Origin of the sequence: Microbacterium sp. 22215 (genome assembly GCF_052045655.1) — a bacterium.
Lineage (GTDB): Bacteria > Actinomycetota > Actinomycetes > Actinomycetales > Microbacteriaceae > Microbacterium > Microbacterium phyllosphaerae.
The window spans coordinates 67,452-80,181 of record NZ_JBQEPC010000003.1; the positions used below are offsets into that span (position 1 = coordinate 67,452).

General features: G+C 68.6%; 9 protein-coding genes and 1 pseudogene. 6 read left to right on the forward strand and 4 right to left on the reverse strand.

All coding sequences use genetic code 11. From position 1 onward, the window contains the following. The first annotated feature begins 29 nt into the window (after positions 1-29). The gene (locus ACTJKH_RS06330; RefSeq protein WP_440736207.1) at positions 30-869 is read left to right on the forward strand and encodes a molybdenum cofactor biosynthesis F family protein; all 840 of its coding nucleotides are present in this window, start codon (positions 30-32) and stop codon (positions 867-869) included. 1 nt (position 870) lies between these two features. After that, positions 871-2,520 (forward strand): amidohydrolase, encoded by a 1,650-nt coding sequence (locus ACTJKH_RS06335; protein WP_440736208.1) that lies wholly within the window; start codon positions 871-873, stop codon positions 2,518-2,520. Positions 2,521-2,599: 79 nt separating this feature from the next. Here the strand turns inward: ACTJKH_RS06335 and ACTJKH_RS06340 are convergent. From ACTJKH_RS06340 to ACTJKH_RS06350, 3 genes and pseudogenes are all read right to left on the reverse strand, one after another. Further along, positions 2,600-4,062, reverse strand: a pseudogene (locus ACTJKH_RS06340) (GMC family oxidoreductase). Then, positions 4,059-5,504 carry an aldehyde dehydrogenase family protein gene (locus ACTJKH_RS06345; protein WP_440736209.1) on the reverse strand — a complete coding sequence of 482 codons (1,446 nt, stop codon included), beginning with the start codon at positions 5,502-5,504 and terminating at the stop codon, positions 4,059-4,061. Before ACTJKH_RS06345 ends, ACTJKH_RS06340 begins: the two are co-directional and overlap by 4 nt. Positions 5,505-5,638: 134 nt before the next feature. After that, entirely contained in the window at positions 5,639-6,076 is a 438-nt protein-coding gene (locus tag ACTJKH_RS06350) for an Lrp/AsnC family transcriptional regulator (RefSeq protein ID WP_440736210.1), read from the reverse strand. Between the two features lie 151 nt (positions 6,077-6,227). Here ACTJKH_RS06350 and pdhA point away from each other — a divergent pair, with 151 nt between their 5' ends. The 3 genes from pdhA to ACTJKH_RS06365 are packed head-to-tail and all read left to right on the forward strand — an operon-like array spanning position 6,228 to position 9,780. Further along, positions 6,228-7,331: a pyruvate dehydrogenase (acetyl-transferring) E1 component subunit alpha gene (pdhA, locus tag ACTJKH_RS06355; protein ID WP_440736211.1), complete on the forward strand. Its 1,104-nt coding sequence runs from the start codon at positions 6,228-6,230 to the stop codon at positions 7,329-7,331. Then, the gene (locus tag ACTJKH_RS06360) at positions 7,328-8,371 is read left to right on the forward strand and encodes an alpha-ketoacid dehydrogenase subunit beta (protein ID WP_440736212.1); all 1,044 of its coding nucleotides are present in this window, start codon (positions 7,328-7,330) and stop codon (positions 8,369-8,371) included. Before pdhA ends, ACTJKH_RS06360 begins: the two co-directional genes overlap by 4 nt. Beyond that, positions 8,368-9,780: a dihydrolipoamide acetyltransferase family protein gene (locus ACTJKH_RS06365; protein ID WP_440736213.1), complete on the forward strand. Its 1,413-nt coding sequence runs from the start codon at positions 8,368-8,370 to the stop codon at positions 9,778-9,780. The genes ACTJKH_RS06360 and ACTJKH_RS06365 overlap by 4 nt, the downstream gene beginning before the upstream one ends. A gap of 30 nt (positions 9,781-9,810) precedes the next feature. On the opposite strand, the gene ACTJKH_RS06370 is transcribed toward ACTJKH_RS06365, so the two are convergent. Then, a complete protein-coding gene (locus tag ACTJKH_RS06370; RefSeq protein WP_440736214.1) occupies positions 9,811-11,091 on the reverse strand; it encodes a hypothetical protein in 1,281 nt (426 codons plus the stop codon). 261 nt (positions 11,092-11,352) lie between these two features. Between ACTJKH_RS06370 and ACTJKH_RS06375 the strand changes: the two genes are divergently transcribed. Further along, the gene (locus tag ACTJKH_RS06375; RefSeq protein WP_440736215.1) at positions 11,353-12,672 is read left to right on the forward strand and encodes an MFS transporter; all 1,320 of its coding nucleotides are present in this window, start codon (positions 11,353-11,355) and stop codon (positions 12,670-12,672) included. The last annotated feature ends 58 nt before the right edge of the window (positions 12,673-12,730 follow it).

Here is a 12,730-nt window from a genome sequence, read left to right on the forward strand (position 1 = left end):
CCCCACAGACCCCACCATCAAGGAGAGACATGACGACTCTGAACCCCGCAGACACCTCCACCTGGCTGCCCCTCGAAGGTCTCGCGCCCGGTTTCGACGCGAACAAGGCACCGCACTCCACGGCCCTCAGCGGTCAGACGATCACCGTCGTCGACGCACGAGGAACCCGCATCTCGCATCGGTTCGCCGACACCACGGTGACCTGGGACTACCACCCGGGCGCGGAGGACGCCACGGAAGCCGCCTCCGACACCGACGACTACGAGGCTTTCGAAGTCGACGACGACCTCTACTTCGTGCAGTTCCATCACGACTATCTGCCGAACGAGGCCGTGTCGCTGGTCGTCGATCTGCGTCACGGTCGGGCGCTCGCGGTCATCTCGGTGATCCTGCCTGCCCCCGAGCAGGGCCGCACCCGCGTGCAGCACGTCTTCGCCCCGTCGGTGATCGAGGGCGCTGCGGTGACAGGAGCCGAGCCGGCACCCACCACGACCCTCATCGGTCGCCGGGTCGAGTGGGTGTACAGCGAGGAGCACGCATACGAGCATGTCTATCTCTCGGAGCGCTGGTACTCGTGGCAGTGCCTCGCCGGCCCCGAACGAGGGCTCGCAGACACCGACGAGAACAGCGTGTGGGAGGTGCGCCCCGGCATCTACATCTTCGCGTGGCGCGAGAAGGTCATCCCGTGCGCGTCCGTGACGATCGCCGATCACCGTGACGTGAACGCGATCCGCTCGCACGGGGTGCTGTTCGGCCTCGACGAGTCGGGAGAGGTTCCGACGCACTTCACCTTCGGCGCTCACGGCCGCCTGCTCTCCACCACCCACCACGCGGCGGGACTCGAGCCCGCGCTGTTCGGAGCGCTCTGACATGGTGGCGGCCGAGGCCGATCTGATCGTCACGGGGTCGGTGATCCGTACGGCGGATCGTCGGCATCCGGTCGTGGAGTCGTTCGCGGTGCGCGCCGGCCGGATCCTCGCCGTCGGCACCAGGGAGGAGGTGGATGCTCATCGCGGGCCGCGCACGCGAGTGCTGGACGTCGGGGCCGCCGCGGTCTATCCCGGCTTCGTCGACGTGCACAACCACCACGCGATGGCCGGTCGCACCGAGCTCTTCGAACTCTCGCTGCCTCCGTCACTCTCCCTCGACCGCATCCTCGACCTCGTGCGGGACAGGGCTTCGACCCTGCCGCCCGACGCATGGATCGTCGGCGGCTCGGTGTCGACCACGCTGCTTCCCGCTCTGGCGAACACGACGAGCAGACGGCGACTCGACGAGGCGGCGGGCGGACGCCCTGTCGTCATCGTCGAGGACTCGCGCCACAACCGCTGGGCGAACACGCGTGCGCTCGAGCTCGCGGGGATCACCGCCGACAGCATCCCGTCCGCTGGGGTCACGGTGCTCGACCCCCACGACGGGACGCCGACCGGAGTGCTGCTGGAAGCGGCCGGCATCCCGGTGCAGGAGGCGTACGACCGCAGCGGTGGGCTGACGAGCGAGCAGCACGTCGCCGCCTCCCGCCGCGGGGTCGAGATCCTGAACTCGTTCGGCATCACGACGTTCCAGGATGCCGGGGTGTCGACCGACATCCTCGACGCTCTGGCCACGCTCGACCGCGCGCAGGAGCTGAACGCCTGGGTCGTCTCGTCGCTCCTGATCAACGACGAGATCTTCGGATTCGATCCGATCGGAGAGCCGCTCATCGCACGCGGCGAGGAGTTCCGCACGCCCCATCACCGGCCCGACTTCGTGAAGATCTTCCTCGACGGGGTGCCTCCCGCGCGCACCGCCTCGTTCCTCGAGCCCTACGTGGCCGATGCCGTGCACGGCGCGCACTTCCATGGCGAGACGACGATGACCGCCGAAGAGCTCTTCGCCTGGCTGCGTTCGGTGGCCGAGCGGGGACTCGGGGCCAAGGTGCACTGCACCGGCGACGGCTCGGCTCGGCTCGTGCTCGACGTCGCCGAGGGCATCCGAGCCGACGGCTTCACGACGCCGATCCAGATCGCGCACGGCCAGTTCCTCGCCGACGACGACATCCCTCGTCTGCGTGCGCTGGATGTGTCGGCCGACATCTCACCGTTCATCTGGTTCCCCGGGGTCATCCCGCAGGCGCTGGCCGAAGTGCTCGGCGACCGGGCCGAGCACTCTCAGCCCAACCGTGCCCTGCTCGACGCCGGCGCGCTCGTCGCCGGCGGATCGGACTGGCCGGTCAGCGAGTCGCCGAACACGCTCGAGGGTCTGCAGGGACTCGTGACCCGTGCCGACCCGCTGGGTCGCGCTCCGGGAGTGCTGTGGCCGGAGCAGGCCATCACGGCGGAGGAGGCGTTGGAGGTCTTCACCATCAATGCAGCGACGGCCATGGGCCTCGGCACCGAGACCGGTTCTCTCACGCCCGGCAAGTCCGCGGACTTCGTCGTGCTCGCCCGGGATGCGATCGCCGGCCCTGCCGACGAGATCGTGCACACGCCCGTGCTCTCGACCTGGTTCGAAGGACGAGAGGTGTACACGGCGAGCTGACAGCCGACGGATGCCGAAGCCCCCTCCTGCGAACGTCTGCGGGAGGGGGCTTCAGCGATCGAGGCGAGTCGGCCCGATGTCACCGCCCCAGCAGGAAGCTCGCGCCGCGCTCGCCGATCATCGCGGCCGGCGCATTCGTGTTGCCGGTCGGGACGGTCGGGATCACCGAAGCGTCGATCACGCTCAGTCCCTCGACGCCTCGCACCCGCAGCGTCGGATCGACCACTGCCTCGGCATCCGCCCCCATCCGGCAGGTGCCGACCTGGTGGTGATAGGTGATGGCGGTGCGGCGCACCCAGTCCTCGACGTCGGCATCCGACACCTCGGGCCCGGGATACACCTCCATCGCGCCCCACTGCTCCGCGAGCGCGGGCTGCGCGCCGATCCTGCGGCACTGCCGCACGGATGCCGCGAGCGCCGCCACGTCCCGGTCGTCCTCGAGGGCGGCGAGGTCGATCAGGGGCGGGTCTGCGAGATCGGGTCCGGAGAGGGTCAGCGCACCACGGCTGTGCGGGGTGACGAGTCCGGCCATGAGCGTGAACCCGTCATCGCCTCGCGGCTCGAGGTCGCCCCACATCGGCACCGAGAAGTGGATGGGCTGCGTATCGGGCTCCGCGAGCCCGTCACGGCTGCGCCAGAACAGATGCGACTGCGTCACCGAGACACCGGTCTGCGGCGGACCCACCGGACGTTCGGTCGTGAAGATCACCGGCGAGAGCAGGTGGTCGTGCAGGTTCTTGCCCACCGAGGGCGAATCGACGACGACCGGGATGCCGAGCGCCGAGAGCTCGTCGGCCGGGCCGATGCCGGATCGCAGCAGGATCACGGGCGAACCGATCGCACCGGCGGAGAGGATGACCTCGTCGGCCCGCAGCTCCTCGGCATCCACCCCCTCTCCGAGACGCACCCCGACTGCGCGACCGCTTTCGACGATCACCGAGTGCACCTCGCGACCGGTGACGATGGTGAGCCGGTCGGCGATCGGCTGCGCATACGTCATCCACGTGTTCACGCGCCTCCCGTCCCGGATCGTCACCTGCTGCTGCGAGACGCCGTCGAGCGTGCCCCGTTGTAGTCCGGGTTGTGCGGCAGCCCCTCTTCGACCGCGGCGTCGATGATCGACGCCTGGATCGGCGACAGTGCGTAGTCGTCGGTCACCGGCAGCAGGTCGTTCTCGATCGCGTCGTAGACGGGCTCGACGGCATCCCACCCCCATCCCGTCGCGCCGTTGCGCTCCCAGGCGTCGTAGTCGGATGCGGCTCCCCGCACCCAGATCATCGCGTTCAGCGCATGCGATCCGCCGGTGACCTTGCCGCGAGGCAGATGCAGTCGTCGTCCGGCCGCGTGCTCCTGGGGGACGGTGTAGAAGTCCCAGTCGTCGGCGGAGTGCCACAGCTCCCCCGCCCTCGACGGATCGTGGATGGCGGGGTTCGAGTCGTAACCACCGGCCTCGATCAGCGTCACCTCGACGCCGGCATCGGCGAGTCGTCGCGCGACGATCGCACCCGATGTCCCTGCTCCAACGACGATCGCGGTCCTCATGCCTGAGCCTTCCGTCCGGGGCCCGACACGACCTGCGACACGGCGACGGACTTGAGTCCCTCGACACCGAACTCCAGGCCGTAGCCCGAGCTCTTCACCCCGCCGAAGGGCACCATCGGATGCAGGCCGCCGTGGGAGTTGATCCACACGGTCCCCGACTCCATGCGGGTCGCCGCCTCGCGCGCGGCATCCGGATCGCTCGACCACACCGAGGCGCCGAGACCGACCTCGACCGCGTTGGCGAGCTCGAAAGCCTCGTCGACGTCGCTGTAGCGGATCACCGGCAGTGCCGGGCCGAACTGCTCCTCCTGCACGAGCGCGGCGTCGTTGTCGATGTCGGCGATGATCGTCGGGCGATAGAACAGCTCGCCGAGTTCAGGAGCCGCTTCGCCGCCGGTCACGACGCGCGCACCGCGGCTCTTCGCCTCTTCGACGAGGCGGGAGACGATGTCGAACTGCGCCCGGTTCTGCAGCGGTCCGAGCACGTTGTTCTCGTCGAGCCCGTTGCCGATCGGCACGGATGCCGCGATCCCGGCGAGCGCGTCCACGACCTCGTCGTAGACCGAGTCGTGCACGTAGAGGCGCTTCAGCGCCGCACACGTCTGACCGGTGTTGATGAAGGCGCCCCAGAAGAGGTCTTCCGCGATCGCCGCGACATCGGTGCCGGGGAGCACGATGCCCGCGTCGTTGCCCCCGAGTTCGAGGGTCAGGCGGGCGAGGTTCCCCGCCGAGCTCTCGATGATCCGGCGACCGGTGGCGGTGGATCCGGTGAACATCACCTTCGCGATGTCGGGGTGAGACGCCAGGCGGGCTCCGACCTCGCGGTCGCCCGAGACGCCGATCAGCACGTCCGCGGGGAGCACGTCGTTCATCACGGCGAGCAGCGCGAGCACGCTGAGCGGCGTGTACTCGCTCGGCTTCGCGACCACGGTGTTGCCCATGCGCAGTGACGGACCGATCTGCCAGATCGTGATCATCAGCGGCCAGTTCCACGGGCCGATGGCCCCGACGACGCCCGCCGCCTTGTACACGAGTTCGGCGTGGAGGGTCTCGTCGTCGACCAGCACCTGCGGGTCGAGCACGGTCGCCGCGTTCGTGCGCAGCCACGCCGAGCACGCACCCAGCTCGAAGCGCGCGTTCGGCCCGTTCAGCGGCTTGCCCTGCTCGCGGGAGAGCAGGTACGCGAGGGCCTCTGCGTGCGCGTCGATCGCGTCTGCCGCGGCGACGAGCAGTGCGCTGCGCTTCTCGTGACGGAGCGCCTCCCAAGAGGGCTGGGCGGCCTTCGCCCGAGCGATCGCGGCGTCGAGATCGCTCACCGAGTGCACCGGCGCGCGACCGATGACGTCACGCGTCGCGGCATCCGGGATCTCCCGCCCACCGCCCTCCGGAGCCTGGATGCGGTCGAGCAGCGCGGCGGCTGCGGATGCGGCGGATTCGGACATCGGGACTCTCCTTCGAGCGGGTCGCGCGCCGAGGAGCCGGCACGCTCGTCTCATTGTCGAATGGCTCGCGGCGGCGCACTTGTCGAGGAGCGCGCCGCAGATGTCCTGGCGCGAAGGATGCGCCGTGACGCCGCTCAGATCAGGGTGAAGTCCTCGAAGATGAGCGTCGTCCTCGTCGAGCGGATCGACGGGATCGCCTGGATGTCCTCGAGCACGATGCGGCGGAGGTCGCGCGCATCGCTCGCGCGCACGAGCAGGATCACGTCGAAGTCGCCGCCGACCAGCGCCATGTGCTCGATCTCGGGGATCATCCGGAGCCTGGCACTGACCTCCTGCCAGGTGGCCTGCTCGATGGCGAGCGTGACATACGCGCTCGCGTGATGACCGAGCAGCACCGGGTCGGTGCGCACCGTGTATCCGGTGATGATCCCGGCATCGGTGAGGCGCTTGATGCGCGCGTGCGCGCCGGCTCGAGAGATGTGCACCACCTCGGCGATGGCCGTCATCGAGGCGCGGGCGTCGAGCCGCAACTGCTCGAGAATCGCGTGGTCCGTCTCGTCCAACGTGATCATGGAACCCCTTCGTCCTGTCACGGAATTCTGACATTTTGGCACGAGTGGTGGCAAGCACGATGCATTCGTCCACGATCGGGCCGACGCTCTTGGACGACTGTCGCATGCGAGGCATGCTGGCCTCATCAGGTTCGGCAAGGAGGGCGAACGGATGGAACATGCAGATCTGCTTCCGCGCGACGCAGCGGTGCAGCTGATCGACGCCGATGGCGCGATCGTCTCCGACGAGGACTACGCACTGCCCGGCACCGACACACTGCTGTCGGCGTACCGGGGGCTCGTCGAAGGTCGCCGCATCAACGAGCAGGCCAGCGCCCTCGTGCGTCAGGGACGCCTCGCGGTCTACCCGTCGTCGCACGGCCAGGAGGCCTGTCAGATCGGTGCCGCACTCGCCATCGCCTCCGACGACTGGCTCTTCCCGACCTACCGGGATTCGGTCGCGGTGATCGCGCGGGGCGTGGCACCCGCTGAGGCGATGGTGCTGCTGAAGGGCGACTGGCACTCCGGCTACGACGTCCGCGCTCACCATGTGGCCCCACAGGCCACTCCCCTGGCGACACAGCTGCTGCACGCGGTCGGCTTCGCCTACGCCGCGAAGCGGAGGGGAGACGACACGGTCGTCATCGCCCTGTGCGGAGACGGCGCCACCAGCGAGGGCGACTTCCACGAGGCCATGAACTTCGCGGCGGTGTTCCACGTCCCTGTCGTCTTCTTCGTGCAGAACAACGAGTTCGCGATCTCGGTTCCCCTCAGCCGTCAGACCGCGGCGCCCTCGCTCGCGCACAAGGCGATCGGCTACGGGATGCCGGGGCAGCGCGTCGACGGCAACGACGTCGCCGCGGTGCTGGCCGTGCTCGGCGAGGCCGTCGATCGCGCACGATCAGGCGGAGGCCCGACCCTCGTCGAAGCCCACACCTATCGGATGCAGGCGCACACGAACGCCGATGACGACACCCGCTACCGCGAACGCGCCGAGGTGCAGGCGTGGGTCGCGCGAGACCCCCTGACTCGTCTGCGGATGCACCTCACCGAGACCGGCGCACTCACCACCGAGCTCGAGGCCGAGTATGCCGAGGGGGCAGAGCGCATCGCGGCAGCGATGCGAGACGCACTCAACTCCGACACCGACATCGATCCCGAAGACCTCTTCCGCTTCGTGACCGAGACACGATCTCCGCAGCTCGAGGAGCAGTGGCAGCTGCTTCGAGGAGAGATCGAGCGCACCGCAGACGCCACCGCAGGAGGTGCCCGATGACCATCGCACACGACGACATCCGCGTCGACGAGCGCTCGACGAGCGTGTCGACCATGAGCATGGCCGCCGCGTTGAATCTCGCCCTCGCAGACGCCATCCAGGCCGACCCCGAGGTCGTGGTCTTCGGTGAGGACGTCGGCGCTCTCGGCGGCGTCTTCCGGATCACCGACGGTCTCACCGCACGCTTCGGCGAGGACCGCTGCTTCGACACCCCGCTCGCCGAGTCCGGCATCGTGGGAACCGCGGTCGGCATGGCCATGAACGGCATGCGACCGGTGGTCGAGCTGCAGTTCGACGCGTTCGCCCTGCCGGCCTTCGAGCAGATCGTCAGTCACGTGGCGAAGCTCGGCAATCGCACACGCGGCGCCGTCCGGATGCCACTCGTGATCCGCATCCCCTTCGGCGGCGGGATCGGCGGGGTCGAGCATCACTGCGACTCGTCCGAGGCCTACTACGCCCATACGCCCGGACTCACCGTCGTCAGCCCGTCGACCCCGCAGGACGCGTACTCGATGCTCCGCGCGGCCATCGCCTCGCCCGACCCGGTGGTCTTCCTCGAGCCGAAGAAGCTCTACTGGACCAAGGGCGAGGTCGACACGTCGGTCATCGCTGAGATCGGCACCGCGCGCATCGCCCGAGACGGCACCGACGTCACTCTCCTCGCCTACGGCGCCTCCGTGCCGCTCGCCCTGCAGGCGGCCGAAGTGGCGGCATCCGAGGGTCGCAGCGTGCAGGTCGTCGACATCCGCTCGCTCTCGCCCTTCGATGACGCCACCGTGACCGCCGCGGTGCGGGCGACGGGTCGCGCCGTCGTGATCGCCGAGGCGCCCGGATACGTCAGTGTGGCGTCGGAGATCCAAGCCAGGGTCTTCGAACGCTGCTTCGAGTTCCTCGAGGCTCCCGTGCGCCGCGTCACCGGATTCGACACCCCGTTCGCTCCGCCCAAGCTCGAGCACTGGTATCTGCCGGATGTCGACCGTGTGCTCGACGCGATCGACTCCCTGCACTGGGAAGACGAGTGCAGAGAGGACCAGTCATGACCGCTCTGACCACCCGGGTCTTCCGTCTGCCGGACCTCGGCGAGGGTCTGACCGAGGCGGGCCTCGTGCAGTGGCTCGTCGCGGTCGGCGACACCATCGTCACGGATCAGGCGATCGCCGAGGTCGAGACGGCCAAGAGCGTCGTGGAGCTGCCGTCGCCGTTCGCCGGTGTCGTGACGGCGCTGCACGGAGAGCCGGGAGAGACCATCGACGTCGGCGCCCCTGTGCTGGAGGTGAGCGATCCCGGTGCCTCCGAAAGCGAGGGGCGTCCCGCGGATGCCGAGAAGGAGACGTATCGCGAGGAGGAGCGCGCGGGTTCCGGCAGTGTGCTGATCGGCTACGGCACGTCCGAGCGGGTCGCGTCCGGCCGGCGTCGACCCCGCGCGCGGGCGACCACCGCGCCGAGCCGACCGTCCCACCCCTCGGCGGATTCCGCCGCGGCGGCGAAACCGGAGGCGCAGATCGCACCCGAATCGGATGCTCCGGTACGACGCCCCGTGGCCGTCCGCTCCCCCCTCGTCCGACGCCTCGCACGCGACCTCGGACTCGATGTGCACTCGATCTCTCCGACGGGGCACGACGGTGCGGTCACCCGCGCCGACGTCCTCGCCGCAGCGGTCGATGTCGCCGTCGACGGTGTCGCCGCCCAGCATCACGGCATGAGCGCGAGCACAGGCCCAGACGCGAGCGCCGACGGAGACGTCCTCGACGGTCTCTCCGTCGCGTCGCGCGAGCGTATGTCTCCGCTGCGCAGGGCTGTCAGCGCGAAACTCGCTCGCAGCCGCTCCGAGATCCCCGAGGCGACCGTCTGGGTCGATGTCGATGCGACCGAACTGTGGAACCTGCGCTCGCAGATGGTGCCCGACGGCGGCAAGGCACCGTCCGTCACCGCTCTCCTCGCGCGCTTCGTGCTGCTCGCACTCGAAGACCACCCCGTGCTCGCATCTCGTCTGAGCGAAGATGCCTCGGAGCTCATCTCGTTCGACGGAGTGAACCTCGGGGTGGCCGCTGACACGGACCGCGGGCTGATGGTGCCGGTCATCCCCCGCGCGCACGAACTCAGCGTCGACCAGCTCGACACGGCGCTGCGCGAACTGAGTGCGACCGCCCGCGCGGGGTCCATGCCACCCGAACGCCTGCGCGGATCGACCTTCACGCTGAACAACTACGGCGGACTCGGCGTCGACGGCTCCGCCGCCATCATCAATCATCCGGACGTCGCGATCCTCGGGATCGGACGCATCATCGAACGCCCCTGGGTGGTCGACGGACAGATCGTGGCTCGGCGCATCGTGCAGCTGTCACTCGTGTTCGACCACCGAGTCTGCGACGGCGGCTACGCGGCGAGCTTCCTCCGCCGAGTGACGGAGCTCATCGAGCATCCGCTGCGCGCGTTCGGGAGGGTGTGAGGGCGAGCCCGGCCGGCACGACCCCACGCGTCATCCGAAGACAGCGGACTTGGCGGCCGTCCCGTCCTCCACCGTGATGCCGATGATCGTCGCTGCGCCATCGACGGCGTCCCGATCCGAATGGAACCGGAACACCTGGCCCTCACGGGTCGACACGGCGTAGAAGTCGTCGCCCGACGACGCGACATCGACGATCGTCCCCTCGGGGAACGCCGCCATCGCCTCAGAGATCAGGGCCCCCACCCGCACACCGGTGCGAGCAGGAAGCACCTCTCCGTCCTGCTCCCCCTCATCGAAGATGCGCTCGTCGCCCACCGTGATCTTCCAGACCGTCGTGCCGCCCTCGACCGGCTGCACGAGCATCGATCCGGTTCCCTCGCCGTTGACCAGCTTCGTCGGTCCGCCTTCGTACTCGGGTCCGATCACCTGCGCCCCCTCGGCGGCGGCGATGACATCGTCGATCTCACTGCCGAGGGACAGCGGGCCGACACCGCCGACTCCGATCTGCCAGTCGGCCCACGGCGCCGCAGGGTCGGCTGCGGGATCCTCCTCCTGGACGGGAGGGTTCTCCGTGAGTTCGTCGATCAGCGCTGCCCGCGCCTCTTCGGCGCGACTCTGCAGAAGCACCGCTGCCGACTCCGCGTCGAAGGTCCGATCTCCGGAGAACGGCTGCCACAGCTGCACGATGACATTGCCGGTCGAGGCGAACGCATCGAAGGAATGCCATCCGAGGGCGGCGTCCCGCAGCGTCCCTGCGAAAGCCCGCGTGTTCTCCGCATCCTCGGGGATGACCGCATCGAAGGTCACAGTGCCTTCTTTGGAGAATTCCGCGCACTGCTCGGCCGCCCGCATGAGCTGATCCATGCGCGCCTGCGCCAGCGTCTCGTCGGCGAACTGCAGGACGAGCAGGCGCCCGAAGCCGTACTCGGGATCCGTCGGCACCTTCCAGTCGATCACTCGCGCTCCTGCCGAGCCGAGCGACTGCTCCGCATAGAACGCTTCGCAGATCGCAGGACTCGCGGACGCCCCACCACCGTCGGACACCTGCTCGAGAACGGCCGACGCATCACCGACCTCGGTTGCCTCGGGGACGAGTCCGATGATCTCCTCGGGCGTGAGCAGGAAGGACTCGAGTTCGTCGCCGACGAACACCGCCGGCCCTGCGTACGGCTCGGGCGTGGACGCCTCGGGGGTCGGAGACGGCGACGTCGAGGGCTCCGGCGCGGGTGTGCACGCGGTCAATACGACGACCGCGACGACTCCGAGAGCCCCGAGACCGACCAGCCGGCGACGCTTTTCCAGAACACGCATGACACACCCTCCGATTTCGCTTTCACATCGAGATCCGATGCCCCTGCGGCGAGCATATGGTGCGGTGCTCGCCCCGACCCAGAGATGACTTCATGTCGGTATCAGAATGTGAAGAATCACATGCCATCAGGGGCATGTGACGAGGTCCGCCCTTGGGCTGGGCCTCCATGTGCGCTACGCTCGCACTTTACTGACCGATCATTCGGTAAGTGACCGGCGACTCACTGTCGCTCTTCCCCACCGCAGAACAATGGAGTTCGCATGACGTCAGCAGTCTCCGCACGCAGCTCGACAGGGCGCATGCCCGCCGAAGAGCGGCGGGTCCTCGCCAGCACCCTCGTCGGCACGTCGATCGAGTGGTACGACTTCTTCATCTACGCGCAGGCCGCCGGCCTCGTTCTCGCCCCACTGTTCCTCGCGCCGATCGCCGAGGAGAACAAGGGGTTCGCGCAGGTGCTGTCCTTCGCGACCATCGGAATCTCCTTCCTCTTCCGTCCCCTCGGAGCCATCGTCGCCGGACACCTCGGCGACAAACTGGGCCGCAAGAAGATGCTGGTGTTCACTCTCGTGATGATGGGTCTCTCCACCTCCCTGATCGGCGTGCTTCCGACGTACGCGGCGATCGGGGTCGCCGCACCGATCCTGCTCATCGTGCTCCGCATCCTGCAGGGATTCTCGGCCGGCGGCGAGTGGGGTGGGGCGGCGCTGATGGCCGTCGAGCACGCGCCGAAGAACCGACGCGGGCTCTTCGGCGCCTTCCCGCAGATCGGCGTTCCGATCGGCATGATCCTCGCCACCGCCACGCTCTGGATCCTGACGAGCTCGATGTCCCCCGAGGCGTTCCTGGCCTGGGGATGGCGTATCCCGTTCCTGCTGTCGATCGTGCTGATCGCCGTCGGCTACGTGATCAGGCGTGCGGTCGATGAAAGCCCGGTCTTCGAGGATCTCCGACGTCGCCGTCAGGAGGCCTCGGCGCCGCTGGGCCGCCTGTTCCGCAAGAACACCAAGCAGGTCGTGCTCACCGCGCTCATCTTCATCGGCAACAACGCCGCGGGTTACCTGCTCATCGCGTTCTTCGCGACGTATGCGGTCACCACCCTCGGCATGGAACGTCCGCCCGTGCTCCTGGCGACGACGCTCGCATCCTTCGGGTGGCTCATCTTCACGCTCTGGGGCGGTCACCTGTCCGATCGACTCGGGCGCGTCCGCACGTTCCAGATCGGGTACATCGCGCTCGCCCTCTGGGCGGTGCCGATGTGGTTCCTGATCGACACCGCGAACATCCTCTGGTACTTCGTCGCCCTGTTCGTGATGACGTTCGCGCTCGGTCTCTCCTACGGGCCGCAGGCGGCCCTCTACGCCGAGATGTTCCCGGCCAACGTCCGCTACTCGGGCGTCTCGATCGGGTATGCACTCGGTGCCATCCTCGGCGGGGCGTTCGCAACGATGATCGCCGAATCGCTGATGAATCAGTTCCAAGCGGCCTGGACCATCGGCGTCTACATCGCCATCGCTGCGGTCATCTCGCTCATCGGAGTGTCGATGGTCAGGGAGACGAAGGGCGTCGACCTGCACGCCTGAGCGCGGGGCGACGGCAGATGAGCGGGCCGGTCGTTCAGGCGACCGGCCCGCTCATCTG